The 15404-nt window shown below is 65.2% G+C and carries 15 protein-coding genes and 3 tRNA genes; 7 read left to right on the top strand and 11 right to left on the bottom strand.

Annotation, left to right across the window (positions count from 1 at the left end):
* Positions 1-1200 precede the first annotated feature (1200 nt).
* Genes manB through manA form a run of 3 tightly spaced genes read left to right on the top strand, consistent with a single transcriptional unit; the run spans position 1201 to position 4472 of the window.
* Positions 1201-2301 carry a mannose-1-phosphate guanylyltransferase ManB gene (gene manB / locus ADBZ6K_RS09075; RefSeq protein ID WP_526345662.1) on the top strand — a complete coding sequence of 367 codons (1101 nt, stop codon included), beginning with the start codon at positions 1201-1203 and terminating at the stop codon, positions 2299-2301.
* 31 nt (positions 2302-2332) lie between these two features.
* Positions 2333-3247, top strand: a complete 915-nt coding sequence (locus ADBZ6K_RS09070) for a UTP--glucose-1-phosphate uridylyltransferase (RefSeq protein WP_526345660.1) — start codon at positions 2333-2335, stop codon at positions 3245-3247.
* A 1-nt stretch (position 3248) separates the two neighbouring features.
* A complete protein-coding gene (gene manA / locus ADBZ6K_RS09065; protein WP_526345871.1) occupies positions 3249-4472 on the top strand; it encodes a mannose-6-phosphate isomerase, class I in 1224 nt (407 codons plus the stop codon).
* 183 nt (positions 4473-4655) lie between these two features.
* On the opposite strand, the gene rplA is transcribed toward manA, so the two are convergent.
* From rplA to ADBZ6K_RS09010, 11 genes are all read right to left on the bottom strand, one after another.
* Positions 4656-5363 carry a 50S ribosomal protein L1 gene (rplA, locus tag ADBZ6K_RS09060; RefSeq protein ID WP_526345658.1) on the bottom strand — a complete coding sequence of 236 codons (708 nt, stop codon included), beginning with the start codon at positions 5361-5363 and terminating at the stop codon, positions 4656-4658.
* Between the two features lie 198 nt (positions 5364-5561).
* Positions 5562-5993 (bottom strand): 50S ribosomal protein L11, encoded by a 432-nt coding sequence (gene rplK, locus ADBZ6K_RS09055; protein WP_526345656.1) that lies wholly within the window; start codon positions 5991-5993, stop codon positions 5562-5564.
* 43 nt (positions 5994-6036) lie between these two features.
* Positions 6037-6729 carry a transcription termination/antitermination protein NusG gene (gene nusG / locus ADBZ6K_RS09050; protein WP_526345869.1) on the bottom strand — a complete coding sequence of 231 codons (693 nt, stop codon included), beginning with the start codon at positions 6727-6729 and terminating at the stop codon, positions 6037-6039.
* A gap of 149 nt (positions 6730-6878) precedes the next feature.
* Entirely contained in the window at positions 6879-7322 is a 444-nt protein-coding gene (secE, locus tag ADBZ6K_RS09045) for a preprotein translocase subunit SecE (protein WP_526345654.1), read from the bottom strand.
* Positions 7323-7400: 78 nt separating this feature from the next.
* Positions 7401-7473, bottom strand: a tRNA-Trp gene (locus ADBZ6K_RS09040).
* 227 nt (positions 7474-7700) lie between these two features.
* Positions 7701-8210: a (3R)-hydroxyacyl-ACP dehydratase subunit HadC gene (gene hadC, locus ADBZ6K_RS09035; RefSeq protein WP_526345652.1), complete on the bottom strand. Its 510-nt coding sequence runs from the start codon at positions 8208-8210 to the stop codon at positions 7701-7703.
* A 3-nt stretch (positions 8211-8213) separates the two neighbouring features.
* Entirely contained in the window at positions 8214-8642 is a 429-nt protein-coding gene (hadB, locus tag ADBZ6K_RS09030; protein ID WP_526345650.1) for a (3R)-hydroxyacyl-ACP dehydratase subunit HadB, read from the bottom strand.
* Positions 8629-9105: a (3R)-hydroxyacyl-ACP dehydratase subunit HadA gene (gene hadA, locus ADBZ6K_RS09025; protein ID WP_526345648.1), complete on the bottom strand. Its 477-nt coding sequence runs from the start codon at positions 9103-9105 to the stop codon at positions 8629-8631. Before hadA ends, hadB begins: the two co-directional genes overlap by 14 nt.
* 52 nt (positions 9106-9157) lie before the next feature.
* Complete coding sequence (gene rpmG / locus ADBZ6K_RS09020) at positions 9158-9328, bottom strand: 50S ribosomal protein L33 (RefSeq protein WP_526345646.1); 171 nt, start codon at positions 9326-9328, stop codon at positions 9158-9160.
* Between the two features lie 37 nt (positions 9329-9365).
* Positions 9366-9439 (bottom strand) — tRNA-Met (locus ADBZ6K_RS09015).
* Positions 9440-9501: 62 nt separating this feature from the next.
* A tRNA-Thr gene (locus ADBZ6K_RS09010) sits at positions 9502-9574 on the bottom strand.
* 203 nt (positions 9575-9777) lie between these two features.
* On the opposite strand from ADBZ6K_RS09010, the gene ADBZ6K_RS09005 reads away from it, so the two are divergent.
* From ADBZ6K_RS09005 to ADBZ6K_RS08990, 4 genes are all read left to right on the top strand, one after another.
* On the top strand, positions 9778-10497 hold the full coding sequence (locus ADBZ6K_RS09005) for an MBL fold metallo-hydrolase (RefSeq protein ID WP_526345644.1): 720 nt from the start codon (positions 9778-9780) through the stop codon (positions 10495-10497).
* Between the two features lie 237 nt (positions 10498-10734).
* Entirely contained in the window at positions 10735-11793 is a 1059-nt protein-coding gene (locus tag ADBZ6K_RS09000) for a phospholipase effector Tle1 domain-containing protein (protein WP_526345642.1), read from the top strand.
* Positions 11794-11998: 205 nt separating this feature from the next.
* The gene (locus tag ADBZ6K_RS08995; RefSeq protein WP_526345640.1) at positions 11999-14602 is read left to right on the top strand and encodes a LuxR C-terminal-related transcriptional regulator; all 2604 of its coding nucleotides are present in this window, start codon (positions 11999-12001) and stop codon (positions 14600-14602) included.
* A 76-nt stretch (positions 14603-14678) separates the two neighbouring features.
* Entirely contained in the window at positions 14679-15401 is a 723-nt protein-coding gene (locus ADBZ6K_RS08990; RefSeq protein WP_526345638.1) for a crotonase/enoyl-CoA hydratase family protein, read from the top strand.
* The last annotated feature ends 3 nt before the right edge of the window (positions 15402-15404 follow it).

Here is a 15404-nt window from a genome sequence, read left to right as displayed (position 1 = left end):
TGAACCCATTGGATGTTGCTGAAAGTCGATTTGTAAGAGCACTTCTTAGAAAGAGAGGCTGCTGCGGAATGCTCCAGGCGGCCGCCGGACCACGCGCCCGGACTCACCGGCGTGCGTCTGCGAGATTTCGTTGCCCGGGATCCGTCGGGCACGTTCGCAGCGGATCACTGGGTCGGATGGCGGATTGCCGGATGGCGGATTGCCGAATGGCGTAATGCCGAATGGCGTAATGCCGAATGGCGGATTACGGCGCCAGTTGGCCGTTCGACCAGGCCTGGGAGGTCGACCGCTCACGCGAGTCGATTGGAACCACAGGCGACCGCCCTATGCGGCGTAGCACCGATAGGTGGGCTGCCATCACCGTCCGAAACACCGGGCAAGGAACCGTCGTACAGTGTGAACCGCGGAATCGGCACGGAACTTTCCGCACAGCTCGGGACCACAGACGGCGCACTCCGTGCCCGCCCTGTAGTGCAGATGCTCGTCACGGCGGTGACCGCAGACACACACATCAAGTGCCACGCCCGGATACTGTACGTGGTCCGCCTTCGCGTCGATCGATATTGCTCTGCACGCCTGGGGCGTGGCGCACGCCGGCAACGCCACACGACAATGTTGGGCAACTTGTTGCGTATACGACAGGACCCGGCAACCGAAGGGTGGCGGCATCCATGCGAAGCAAGGCCGTTCGACCGGGTTCACAGCGGGTGATGTCGCCCACACCGATGAGCATGCCGAGCATCCCGACTTTGGTACCGATCCGTCGCCATCGCACGACGCCCACTGCCAGTCCCATCGGAGCTAGCAATGCGGAATCGACTTCTACAACGCCCGGAGGGGCCCTACTTTGTGATTTGCTACATCAGATAGATAGTTCCATTGACCGATGATATACATCTACTATCGCTATAGCCCCGATCGCACACGAGATGAACAGCAGAGGCATCGGGAGCGTTGAAGGCGTCAATAGCAAAGGAAAGATGGATGCGGAGGGGGTTCGGCTCGACGACCTCCGATCGCCTCGACCCAGTGCACGGGCAATTCTCTTGTAACGAAGGAGTTTCTGCTTCAGGTCGTGCTCGGGGCCGATGCACTGGACGATGGAACGGTCACGGTCGAAGCGGGTTCGAGTGCACTGCCGCAGTTGCGCGCCCAATCGCGTGTATCAATCCGACGGTCGTAGGGTGAAGGGATTTCGACATGAGCAACGCAGTGAGCTCATCGCCTGCGAAGGTGCAAGCCGACGCCGTCGTGCTTGTCGGGGGGATGGGAACCCGGCTGCGACCGCTCACGATGTCGCTGCCCAAGCCGATGTTGCCGACGGCCGGGCTGCCCTTTCTGACCCATCTGTTGTCGAAGATCGCCGCAGCCGGCATCGAACACGTGGTGTTGGGCACGTCCTACCGCGCGGCTGTTTTCGAGGCCGAGTTCGGAGACGGGTCCAAACTGGGCCTGCAGATCGACTACGTCTTTGAAGAGCAGGCGCTCGGCACCGGCGGCGGCATTGCCAACGTCGCCGACAAGCTGCGGCACGACACGGCCATCATCTTCAACGGCGATGTGCTCTCCGGTGTCGACCTGCGCGAGTTGACGGCCGCCCATCTTCGGACGGAAGCCGACGTGACACTGCATCTGGTGCGGGTCGGGGATCCGCGGGCCTTCGGCTGCGTGCCTACCGATGAATCGGGGGTCGTCCAGGCCTTCCTCGAGAAGACGCAGGATCCGCCGACCGATCAGATCAATGCCGGCTGCTACGTCTTCAAGCGATCTGTCATCGACCGGATCCCCCGGGGTCGCGAGGTGTCGGTCGAACGGGAGGTCTTCCCAGGGCTACTGGCCGACGGGCTGAAGGTGTGCGGATACGTCGACGCCACGTACTGGCGTGATATGGGCACCCCTGATGATTTCGTGCGCGGATCCGCCGATCTGGTGCGCGGGCTGGTCAGCTCTCCTGCACTTGACGGGCATCGCGGTGAATCCCTGGTTCAGGAAGGCGCTTCCGTTGCGCCGGGAGCCGTCCTCATCGGTGGCACAGTCGTTGGCCGCGGCGCCGAGATTGGCCCTGGTGTCCGCCTCGACGGTGCCGTCGTGTTCGACGGCGCACGGATCGATGCCGGTTCGACGATCGAGCGGTCGATCGTCGGGTTCGGAGCCCACATTGGCCCTCGGGCGTTGATTCGCGACGGCGTGATTGGCGATGGGGCGCACGTCGGGGCCAGGTGCGAACTCTTGCGCGGCGCGCGGGTCTGGCCAGGAGTCCAATTGCCCGACCACGGCATTCGTTATTCCAGCGACATTTGATACTGATTGCGCCGATCCAGGAGGTACACACATGCGCACTATCCGTAAGGCCGTAATCCCAGCGGCCGGCATCGGCTCCCGCCTGCTGCCGCTGACCAAAGCCATCCCCAAGGAGATGCTGCCGGTTGGCGACAAGCCCGTCATCGAGCACACCGTCCGCGAACTGGTGATGTCAGGAATCACTGACATCACCATCGTGGTGTCCGGCGGAAAATCGTTGATCCAAGAACACTTCCGGCCCAACCCGGCTCTGGTCGAGCAGCTGCGCGCCGCAGGCAAGACCGCTTACGCCGACGCGGTGGAGGAGGTCGGCGAACTCTCCCACCTCGGCCACATCACCTATCTCGATCAGCACGGCCCCTACGGCAACGGGACGCCGGTGCTGAACGCCGCCCGATCCTTCGGTGACGAGCCGGTGCTGGTGCTCTGGCCCGACGACGTGTTCGTCGCGGAAGTCCCGCGGGCGCAACAGCTCATCCGCGCATACGAAAAGACATCGTGCCCGGTCCTCGCCTTGATGCCGATGGCGCCGGAGCACTCGCAGCGCTATGGCGTCCCGATCGTCAAGGAGGATCTGGATGACGGTCTGCTGCGTATCACCGGGCTCGTCGAGAAGCCCAAGACCGAAGACGCGCCTTCGGCATACGCCGCCATCGGTGGATACGTGGTGACGCCAGGCGTCGTCGACGAACTGCGCGAGCAGACCGCACGCTGGAACGAGCACAAGACGGGCGAGATCTATCTGACCGATGCGATCAACGCCTATGCCAAGGAGCGTGCGGTGTACGGCCAGGTGATTCAAGGCAATTGGTATGACACCGGGAATCCCGCCGACTATCTCGTCGCTCAGTTCGCCTTCGCACTGTCGCATCCCAAGTACGGGCCTGTCCTGCGCAAGCTCGCGCAGGATATCGACGCTGCTGGGGCCGGGCAGACACGGGCCTGACATGGATCTGCTACGCGGCGCGGTCCGCCAGTACGCATGGGGATCGCGCACGGCGATCGCAGGCCTTATGAACCGGCCGGCACCCAGCGAGCAGCCGGAGGCTGAGCTGTGGCTGGGTGCCCATCCAGGCGATCCTGCGTTTCTGGTGTCGCCTACCGGGAGTCATTCACTGCTGGAGCTCTTGCAGGACGATCCACAAACCCATCTCGGCACCCGAGTCGTGGGACAATTCGGGCCTGAGCTGCCATTCCTGATGAAGGTCATCGCGGCGGATCAGCCACTGTCGCTCCAGGCGCACCCGAACTCCGCGCAGGCCGCCGAGGGATTTGAGCGCGAGGAACGCGACAACCTGCCCGTCTCGGCTCCCCACCGGAACTATCGCGATGCCCGGCACAAACCCGAGATCGTCGTCGCACTCGAAGCGTTCGATGCGCTCGCCGGCTTCCGCCCCATGCCGGACACTCGCAGGCTCCTCCAGGCCTTCGGGGTCAGGAGCCTTGCGGACGCCGAAGAGCTGAATGCGCCGAACGAATCCGACGGCGTACGTGCGCTTTTCACCAGGTGGATGAATCAACCGCAGCATGTTGTCGACCGCATGATCTCGGCGCTCACCACCGGCGCGAAGCGCTATCTCGAATTGAGGGGCGTCATGTTCGCCCCAGAGGCGAAGACGATCCTGGAACTCGCTGAGCTCTATCCCGGCGATCCGGGTGTCCTTGCCGCCCTGTTGCTCAACCGCATCACGCTGCAACCAGGCGAAGCACTGTTCCTCCCCGCCGGAAACCTTCACGCCTACCTGCGCGGCGTGGCTGTCGAGGTGATGGCCAATTCGGACAACGTCCTACGCGGCGGGCTCACATCCAAGCATGTCGACCTGACCGAACTTCTCCGCGTTCTGGACTTCGCGCCGATCACAGAGGAGCGGTTGCGGCCGGCCATCGATCGCGACGGTCCATGTGTTGTGTACACCCCGCCGGTGGAGGAGTTCCGGGTCTCGGTGTGGTCTCTTGGCCCCGATTATGTCGGCCGCGAGGTAACGGCTTTGGAGCATGAGGACGGGCCGCACATCTTCCTGTGCACCAACGGGTCAGTGACCATTCGCGACAGCCATCGCAAATTCACGCTCTCCCGCGGGGAAGCGGCGTGGATCTCCGCACAGGACAGGCCGATTCGGCTTCTCGCCGACTGCTCGTCACGAGTGTTCTGCGCCGGGGTCAGGCCGTAGCGGACGGCGGCGACTGAATCTCGTCACCGCGACGCCAAAACACAAAAGGCACCCGTTATCCGGGTGCTTTTGTGCTTATGCGCTACGGTCGGTCGGCTCCGTCGCTACGGTCGGTCGGATCCGGCCTCCGGCCTTCTCCTCCGCGCCTACGCCTCCGTGCCCATGGTCGGCTCCGGCTGGCGCCTACGCCTCCGTGAAGTTGCGGGTCACTGCCGGGTCGACCGGGATCCCCGGGCCCGTCGTCGTGGAGACGGTTACCTTCTTCAGGTAGCGGCCCTTCGACGCCGACGGCTTGGCCCGCAGGATCTCATCCAGCGCAGCACCGTAGTTCTCGGCCAGCTTGGTCTCGTCGAACGACGCCTTGCCGATCACGAAGTGCAGGTTGGCCTGCTTGTCGACACGGAAATTGATCTTGCCGCCCTTGATGTCCTGGACCGCCTTGGTGACGTCCGGGGTGACGGTGCCCGTCTTCGGGTTGGGCATCAAACCGCGCGGTCCGAGGATGCGGGCGATGCGCCCCACCTTGGCCATCTGGTCCGGTGTCGCGATCGCCGCATCGAAATCCAGGAAACCGCCCTGGATCTTCTCGATCAGGTCGTCGCTTCCGACGACGTCGGCACCCGCCGCGACGGCCTCCTCGGCCTTGTCGCCGACAGCGAACACGGCCACCCGCGCGGTCTTGCCGGTTCCGTGCGGCAGGTTCACGGTGCCGCGCACCATCTGGTCAGCCTTGCGAGGATCGACCCCGAGGCGAATCGCGACCTCCACCGTCGCGTCCTGCTTCTTCGAGGACGTCTCCTTGGCGAGTTTGGCCGCCTCGAGCGGGCTGTACAGGCGGGTCTTGTCGACCTTCTCGGCCGCTTCGCGGTACGCCTTGCTGTCCTTGCTCATCTGTATCTCCTGTTCAGAGTTGTGGTTCAGTCCGGGCCGCAGCTGGCCCTCCCACGGAATTTCGTGTGTTGCTACTACTCGACTGTTGTCTGGTCGATCCGCAAGCTACTCGACTGTCGTCTGGTCGATCCGCAAGCTACTCGACTGTCGTCTGGTCGATCCGCAAGCTACTCGACTGTCGTCTGGTCGATCCGCAAGCTACTCGACTGTGATCCCCATGGACCTGGCCGTGCCCGCGATGATCTTCGCCGCGGCGTCGATGTCGTTGGCGTTGAGGTCTTCCTTCTTGGTCTCGGCGATCTCGCGCACCTGGTCCCAGCTGACCTTGGCGACCTTGGTCTTGTGGGGCTCGCCGGAACCCTTCTGGATGCCGGCCGCCTTGAGCAGCAGCCGGGCGGCAGGCGGGGTCTTCAGCTGGAAGGTGAAGCTGCGATCCTCGTAGACGGTGATCTCCACAGGGATAACGTTGCCGCGCTGGCTCTCCGTCGCGGCGTTGTACGCCTTGCAGAATTCCATGATATTGACGCCGTGCTGGCCGAGCGCCGGACCGACCGGCGGGGCGGGGTTGGCCTGCCCAGCCTGGATCTGCAGCTTGATCAGCCCGGTGACCTTTTTCTTCTTCGGGGCCATGGGGGTGTGGTGTTCCTTTCTTGAGGGCAGGTGCCCGGGTGATCTAGATCTTGGAGACCTGGGTGAAGGTCAGTTCAACAGGTGTTTCGCGGCCGAAGATGGACACCAGCACCTTGAGCTTCTGCTGCTCGGCGTTGACCTCGCTGATCGAGGCCGGCAACGTCGCGAACGGGCCATCCATGACGGTGACGGACTCGCCCACCTCGAAATCGACCTCGATCGGTGTCCGCTCGATGCCACCGGTCTCCGACGCCGCGGCGGCGGTCGCAGCGGCCTTGCCGGGCTTCTTCGGCTGGCCCTGGGGCAGTAGGAACTTCACCACGTCGTCGAGCGACAGCGGCGACGGCTTGGACGTCGCACCGACGAACCCGGTGACACCGGGAGTGTTGCGGACGGCGGACCATGACTCGTCGGTGAGGTCCATCCGGACCAGGATGTAGCCCGGCAACACCTTGCGGTTGACCTGCTTACGCTGGCCGTTCTTGATCTCGGTGACCTCTTCGGTGGGCACCTCCACCTGGAAGATGTAGTCCCCGACATCGAGGTTCTGCACACGGGTTTCGAGGTTGGCCTTCACCTTGTTCTCGTAGCCTGCGTACGAGTGGATGACGTACCAGTCACCCGGCCGGGAGCGCAGATCGTTCTTGAGGGCGACGGCGGGGTCGACATCATCGTCTTCGGCGACGGCATCGGCGTCTGCAGCGACGACGTCAGCCGTATCGGTATCCACAGTCATATCGCCGGTGAAGGTCTCGTCGACGCTGACCGATGTCGCCGACTCGGCGGCTTCGGTGTCGACGTCGACAACGTCAGCCGAAGGCGATTCGCCTTCGAAGCTAGTCACGGTAGTCGTCCTCTCTCACAATCCTGCTCGTCGTCCCCGGATCACCCGAACACCAGCATGACGAGCTTGGCCAGGCCAAGGTCGACGAGGCCGATCAAAGTCACCATGAAGGCCAGGAAGACCAGCACCACCACGGTGTAGTTGACCATCTGCTTGCGGTTCGGCCAGATGACCTTGCGCAGTTCGGCAATGACCTGCTGGATGTAGGTCCAGATGAACGCGAACGGGTTGGGCACCCGCTTCTTCGGTCCCTTGCCGTCCTTGGCGGTCTTTGGCGTGGTCCCCGCACCGTCCTTGGGGGGTTTGGCGTCGGTTACCTCATCGGAGTCCGGCTCCACGGCGTCGCTGACCACACCGCGCCGCGACCGCTTACCGGTCGGCCGCACCGGCCGGGTCACCACCGCCGTCTGACCGCGGGTTTCGCCGTCGGCGTCGGTGTCGACGGCGTCGGCTGCGGAGCCGGCACCTTCGCGCTCGTCGCTCACCGCATGCTCCCTACGTCTGGTCGTCTGGTGTGTGGGTTCACCTTCCAGTGTCCACACTTGTCGAGTATTCAGTTGGAGCAGGGGCGACAGGACTTGAACCTGCAACCTGCGGTTTTGGAGACCGCTGCTCTGCCAGTTGAGCTACGCCCCTTCGGGGTTGGCCAGCCAACCCGCCTGCGTACCGGGGCTCACACAATTCGCGCGCTCCCCGTTCGGTCGATCAGAGCCGACGGACAGCGCGCTGTAGTGGGAAAACCCCGAGGACCGAGTGTACATCGGCCTATGAGTCAGTTACTAATCCTCAGTCGGTTACCAATCCGCCTCCGACGAGATACCCGCGCGATACCCGTGACATACACCGCACGGGTGATCGATGGACTACTCGCCTGCCGCCTTACGCATGACCTGGCCGGTCTCCGGATCCCACTTGACCGAGACCGAATTGTCGCCCTCGTGGCCCATCATCGTGGTGAACGCTTCCAGCACGACCTCGCCGTCCTGGTTGGTGCACACGTTGCGGGTGACGACGATGTCGGCGCCGAACCGCTCGTCCACCGAGTGGACGTGCATGGCGCCATGCAGCGTATCGCCGGCCTTGATGGGTTTGTGGTACACGAATTTCTGGTCCACCTGGATGATCTGCATGGTTTCCATGCCGACGTCCACGTTCTGGAAGAAGTGTTGCTGGATCAGCAACGCGAAGATCGCGACGAACGTCGGGGGCGCGATGATCGCGTCGTAGCCGAGCTCGGCCGCCGCGTCCTCGTCAAAGCTGGCGGCGTCCTCGGCCTTGACGGCCCTGGCATAGGCGCGCAGCTGCTCACGACCCACCACGAACGAATCGGGGTACTTCCAGACCATCCCTCGGATGTCAGTCTTGAGCGCCATCGGTCACGCCAGCTTCGCGGTCGCCACCGCGCGACCGAAGATCTTCTTGCCGCCGGTGGTCGCCGACAGCGCGATCGTCACCAACTTGGTCTCGGGTTCTACCGACTTGACGCGGCCGTTGAACACGATCTCGGCGCCCTTACCGTCGTTGGGTACCGGCACCACCGCGGTGAACCGAACGTTGTACTCGGTGACCGCGGCCGGGTCACCGACCCAGGAGGTGACGTAGCCGCCACCCAGCCCCATCGTCAACATGCCGTGCGCGATCGCGGTGTCCAGTCCAACCTGCTGGGCGATCTCATCGTCCCAGTGGATCGGGTTGAGATCGCCGGACACCCCCGCGTAGTTCACCAGGTCCTGCCGCGTCAGCGGAATCACCTTCTCGGGGAGCTCGTCGCCCACCCTGACCGAACTGAAGTCACGCAGCGCCATCAGAAAATCCCTCTTCCCCATCGCCGGAACGGCCCGCCAGGGTCGTGTACGACTCCTGGACGACGTCACCGGCGTCGTTCGTGATGATGTTCTTGGTCACGATGATGTCCGTGCCGTGCGCCTGACGCACCGAATCGACGATGACGTCACAGTGCAGCGTGTCCCCGGCCTTGATAGGTGCCATGAACTTCAGCACCTGGTCGACCTGGACGATCTGAGAGTCGGTGATGCCGATGTTGGCGTCGGCGAAGAAGGCCGACTGCGCCTGATAGCCGAACACCGAAATGAAGGTCAGCGGCGCGACCAGTGCGTCATGGCCCAGCTCGGCGGCGGCCTGCTCGTCGAAGAACGCCAGGTCGTCGTTCTTGACCGCGGTCGCGTATTCGCGAATCTTCTCGCGCCCGACGGTGTAGTGCTCGGGGTGGCGGTAGTGCATCCCGACGATATTGGAACTCAGCGACACGAACCCAGAACCTACCTAGTCAGTCTCAGCAACCCGCGACGGGTCCGCTGATCTACCGCGATTCCTTGTGCGCACGGTGGGTGCCGCAGTTGGGGCAGAACTTCTTCAGCTCCAGCCGGTCAGGATCGTTGCGGCGGTTCTTCTTGGTGATGTAGTTGCGGTGCTTGCACACCTCACAGGCCAAAGTGATCTTCGGCCGGACATCGGTACTCTTGGCGGCCACGTCGGTCGTCCTCTTTCCATCTGAGTGTTTCGATCTGTAGCGGTGGGGGGGCTCGATCCCCCGACCTCACGATTATGAGTCGTGCGCTCTAACCAGCTGAGCTACACCGCCATGCCCGGCGCCTTGCCCGGGCTGAGCATCGCCCGTCGCTCGGCTCGGCCCGGTGTACACCGAGCCCCCTAACGGAATCGAACCGTTGACCTTTTCCTTACCATGGAAACGCTCTACCGACTGAGCTAAGGGGGCCTCGCCGTCCCACTGCACGAACACGCGCGCAGGCGAACCGTGCGGTGGGCCTTAAAGAGGGTACAGCCTGCCCCGCGAGGTCACCAAACCGCAGGTCACCGTGGATCGATGGGCATGTCGATCCACGGCACAGATCCCGCCGCTGGATGTCGCCTCGACCCTGATCGCGACACCTGTCCCGATGCACTCAATACTCTGGACGCATGGCCAGCACCGACGACCGCCTCTATTTCCGCCAGTTGCTGTCCGGCCGCGACTTTGCCGCCGGCGACCCGATCGCCGTCCAGATGCGCAATTTCGCGTACCTGATCGGCGATCGCCAGACCGGCGACTGCCTCGTCGTCGATCCCGCCTACGCCGCGGGCGATCTCGTCGACGCTCTGGAAGCCGACGGGCTGCACCTGGCGGGCGTGCTGGTGACCCACCACCACCCCGACCACGTGGGCGGCTCGATGTTGGGTTTCGAGTTGAAGGGTCTCGCCGAACTGCTCGACCGGGTGAGTGTTCCCGTGCACGTCAATGCCCTTGAAGCCGATTGGGTTTCACGCGTCACCGGCATCGCGCCCAGCGAGCTCACCCCGCACGGGAACGGCGACAGGATCAGTGCGGGAGCCGTCGACGTCGAACTCCTGCATACACCCGGCCACACCCCGGGCAGCCAGTGCTTCCTTCTCGACGGCCGCCTCGTCGCTGGTGACACGCTGTTCCTCGAAGGGTGCGGCAGGACCGACTTCCCCGGCGGCAACGTCGACGACATGTTCCGCAGCCTTCAGGCGTTGGCGAAACTACCCAGCAACCCCACCGTATTCCCTGGCCACTGGTACTCCACCGCCCCGAGTGCCCCGCTTTCCGACGTTCGGCGCACGAATTACGTCTACCGCGCCGCCAACCTCGACCAATGGCGCATGCTGATGGGTGGCTGAGGTTTCGGCGTCTTCCGCCCCACCTTCGCTCAGAAAACCGCTGTTAAATGACCTAATCAACGACCGGATGCGATCGCTGGACGATTCGGGGCTGCGGGTGTCCGAGTAGCTTGCGTTGGCAAGCACCCAGCAAGTTCCTAATTCGAGTAGTGCAGTACTCATGACACGACGCGATTCGCCGGGCAAACTCGGGAGGTACTAGCCAACTTCGTCAAATTTGTCAGCCGGGGGCCAGTTGTGAAGAACATCGTGCTGTGTTTCGACTCGACGCTCAGTCAGCCTGGGTCGTCTGAGACCAGCCCTGAGACCACCAACGCCGTGACGCTGACGCGTCTGCTCGGCGAGACGGACCGGCAGATCGTCTGGCACGGTCCCTGCGGCGCGGCATCGTCGGCGCCCTCGGCGTCGGACCGCACGGCGCTGCGCGGGCGGGCGGTCAACGACGCGCGCGCCGCGATCGCCGAGGCCTATCGGTTCCTGGTCGATCACTGGCGGCGCGGCGACGCGATCTACATCTTCGGCACGGGCGCCGCCGCGTCCTGCGGGCTGGAGCTGTCCCGGCTACTCGGCACCGTCGGCGTGATGGCCGACCGGTCGGGGTACCTGCTCGACTATGCACTCGCGACGTACGTGTTGCCGCGCACCCACCGCACCCGTCGGGACTGGGACCGGGTGCAGCACCTCGCGGCGCGTCTGGCGGGTCACCGGGAGACCGCGGTCAGTGTGCGCTATCTCGGCCTGTGGGACGCCACGAGGATGGCAGGCCAGCTCCGGACGCGGGCGGCGACGGAGTCGCTCACCAACGTCCGCGCCGGAAGGCATGCCATCGGGATCGACGGTGGCCCGCTACCCGACCGCCTGATCACCCAGGCGGGTGACGGGATCGCCGCAGCGTGGTTTCGCGGCACTCACCGCGATGTCACCGGGGCGCGGGGGGCGTGCAGGCCGCTCGCCGACATCGCGCTGGACTGGGTGCTGGACGGTGCCCTGCAGGCCGGTGCAGCGCTGCGCGACGGCGGTTGCTGGCCCGCACCCGTTCCGACCGACCGCGATGCGCTGGCAGGCAGCGTTCCCGCGATTTCGCTTCGCAGACCGCCCGAGGACGCGGCGGTACACGCCAGCGTCGAGATGTATCTGCGCGCGCACCCGCACTATTGGCGCCGGCTGCCGGCGCGCGTGGTGTGGGCCGACCCCGACTGGCTGGCGCGGGGCGAACGGCTGGTACCCACAGCTCGGCGTGATGGTCCGATGCGGAATCGGGGCTCGCGTGAGGTGCTTACGGCGGCGGCATCCTAGCGATACCGAGCCGGCGACCTGCTCGTAAAGCCGCAATTATGGTGCCCGACAGGATGATTGGCGTAGTGCAACGGTCGGCTGCCCCGGCGGGAACTGCCCCGCCCGAAACCGAAACAGCCATGGCGTCATAGGAACTCGCGCACCTCGACCAGCGACGTTGATGCGGGTTATGCGCTTTCCGGCAAAGGGGGTAAAGTCCCAGGTCATGGCCCAGAATTGGCCGGTGGTTCGTCGCGACAACGAGTACACGACCATCCACAGCGCGCTGGTAGATCAGACCGGGGTATGCGGCATCGTATTGATCGGGGATGCGGGGGTTGGCAAAACAACGCTCGCTCGCCTGGTCACGCAATCGCTTCCTTCGAAAGTGCGGTGGGTGGCCGGCACGGAGTCGGCGCGCAGCATCCCACTAGGGGTGTTTGCTCACCTCGTCGGCAGCGCGACGTCGCGCGACCCTGTGGCTTTCCTGTCAGCGGCAAGGGAAACCATTCTTACCGAAGGCCATTCGGTCATCGGTGTCGATGATGCGCATTTGCTGGACCAACTCTCGGCTACGCTTCTGCATCAGCTCGCCATCGACGGTTCGGTACGCATCGTCGCCACGGTGCGCGCCGGCGAAATGGTGCCAGACGCGATCACTTCGCTGTGGAAGGACGGCTACCTGCAGCGGCTGCACCTGACCCCGTTCACCAAGTCACAGTGTGTCTCGCTGATCGAAGAGGCACTGGGCGGGCGGGTCGAGGGTCTGAGCGCCGACCTGATGTGGGAGGCCTCCGGCGGTAACGCGTTGTTCGTGCGGCACCTGGTGGAAGGCGCGATCGAAGCAGGCACCCTTCGACAGGTTCGCGGGGTCTGGCAGCTGCGGGGCCGCACCGCCGTCACCTCCGAGTTGGCCTCCCTACTGGATTCCAGGGTCGATCAACTGCCCGACGACGTGCTGCACACATTGCGGCTGCTGACGTTCTGCGAACCGCTGGACCTCGACACCCTCTCCGACGTCGTCGGTACGGACGCTGTTGAGGAGGCCGAGAACCGTGGCCTGGTGCGGGTCGTCGAGGAGCAGAACGGCATCGAGGTGCGGTTCAACCATCCCCTGTTCGGCGAGGTGATCCGGAGGCGGCTGGGAATGGCAGCGGCGCGACGGCTGCGCGGTGAGGTCGTGCGCGCCCTGCACGGCAGGCCACTGCGCGGTCCCGGCGCCCAGATCCGGCTGGCGGAGTTGACCCTGGACAGCGACCAGTCGCCCGAGCTCGAGCTGCTGGTCACCGCCGCACGCGACGCCATCGCGCTGACGAACGTCACGCTCGGCGAACGGCTGGCCCGTGCCGCGGTGAACCGCGGTGGCGGGCTGGTGGCCAGCGAACTCCTGGCCCGTTCGCTGTTGTGGCAGGGGAAGGCCGCCGAGGCCGAGGAGACGTTGAGCTCGTTCGATCCCGACGATATGGACGAAGTCGACTTGGCGCGTTGGGGTTTGGCGCGGATTGCCAACCTGCATTGGTCGATGGGCGATGCCGAGAGCGCCGACGAGGTATTGGAACTGCTGCGCAAGCGGGTCACTTACGAGCCCATCAAGCAGCTGCTCGACGGGGTCGCCTCGGCTTCGCGGACCTTCGAGAATCAGCTCGACGAGGCCGTGGCACTGTCCGAACCCGTACTGGCGAGCGCCGATGCACAACCGGTAGCGGCGGTATGGGCGGCGTTCGGCGGCGGACTGGCACTGGCGATGATGGGCAGGACCGACGAGGCCATCGCGGTGGCAGAACGCAGCCGCCGGGTCGAGCAGAAGGTGGACGGCCTGCTGCGCTACCTCGCCGCGTTCGGTGAGATCAAGGCGCTGACGATCGTCGGTGAATTCGACGCAGCGACAAGACGATCCACTGACATGATCAGTATCACCTCGGCCGGCCAGTACCTGGCGTGGGGCATGGCGAACGTGCTTGCGGGAACGGTCGGCCTGGCGCGCGGCAACTTCGCCGACACGGTGTCGCGGATGGAGCAGACGGTCGCCGCCCTCACGTCCGAGTCGGCAGCGTCCTGGAGCTTCCCTGCGCGGCTGCTGCTCGCGCAGGCGTACTGCGCGCTCGGCCGCGCCGAACCCGGCGCGAAGATGATGGCCGAGGTCAGGACCCGCTATGGCCGTCACGTCGCCGTATTCGGACCGCAGCTCAAGATCGCCGAGTCATGGCTCGCTGCGGCGGAAGGAAACGTCAGCGCCGCGATCGATCTCGCACTGAAGGCCGCGGACCAGGCCAAGGACGGCGGCCAGCGGTCGGTCGAGATGGTGGCACTGCACGACGCCGTACGGTTCGGCGACCAGACGGCCCTGGACCGGCTGGTGGAGGTGGCCACCGCTACCGGTGGCCGGCTGGCCGCGGCCCATGCCGCTCACGCACAGGCCGTACGGGACCGGGACGCCGAGGCGATCCTGGCCGCCGCACAACGCTATGAGGACATGGGCGCGCTGCTGTCCGCGGCCGACGCGGCCGCACAGGCCGCGGTGGCCTTCGAGGCCGCAGACGACCGGCGCCACAGCGTGGAGGCCGCCGCGACGGCCAACCGGTTGGCCGCCCAGTGCGGTGGAATCCGAACGCCCGCACTGGATCTCGCGTCTCATCCGCTGCCGTTGACGGTGCGTGAGCGCGAGATCGCCAACCTGGTCGCAGCCGGGCTGAGCAACCGCGAGATCGCCGACCGCCTGACCGTTTCGGTTCGGACGGTGGAGGGCCACCTATACCGCGCATGCATCAAGCTCGACATCTCCGACCGGGAGGAACTCGCCGCGCTGATCCGGACCGGCGGAGCGGGCTGACCTGGATTTCGGCTTTCGTAACGTCGTTACGTAACATCGGTCTGGAATCCGTCTTCACCGGCCGCGAGGAGATTCGATGACCAGCACCGCCAGCAATGTGGACTACCGGTTCGACGGCTCCGTCGCCACCATCACCCTCGACGACGGCAAGGTGAACGTGCTGGGCCCCGCGATGCAGCAGACGATCAACGACGCGCTCGACCGTGCCGAACAGGACGTCCTTGAGGGTCGGGCCAAGGCGGTCGTCATCGCGGGCAACGGTCGCGTCTTCAGCGCAGGCTTCGACCTGGCGGTCTTTCAGTCGGGAGGCGCCGAGGCCGCGCTGGCGATGCTGGCGGGCGGTTTCCGGCTGGCGGTGCGGACGCTGACGTTTCCCGGCCCCGTCGTCATGGCCGCCACCGGACCCGCCATCGCCATGGGTTCATTCCTGCTGCTGACCGGCGACCATCGGGTGGGCCAGCCGAAGACGCGCTGCCAGGCCAACGAGGTCGCGATCGGAATGACGATCCCGATCTCGGCCATCGAGATCATGCGGATGCGCCTGACGCCAGCGGCGTTTCAGCGTGCCGTGTCGATGGCCGCCACGTTCTCCGGCCAGGATGCGCTCAGTGCAGGCTGGCTGGACGAGATCGTCGACGCACCCGACGTCGTGACCCGCGCCCAGCAGGTGGCCGCCGAAGCGGCATCCACGCTCAACGCGGGCGCGCACCTGGCCAGCAAGCTCAAAGCGCGCGAAGGCGCCCTCGCGGCGATCCGGGCCGGCATCGACGGGCTGGCCACCGAGTTCACGCTCGGCTGAGCG

This window comes from Mycobacterium sp. (assembly GCF_044223235.1).
Taxonomy (GTDB): domain Bacteria; phylum Actinomycetota; class Actinomycetes; order Mycobacteriales; family Mycobacteriaceae; genus Mycobacterium.
Note: the sequence above shows the minus strand (reverse complement) of the source record. Positions and strands in the feature narration are given on the sequence as shown.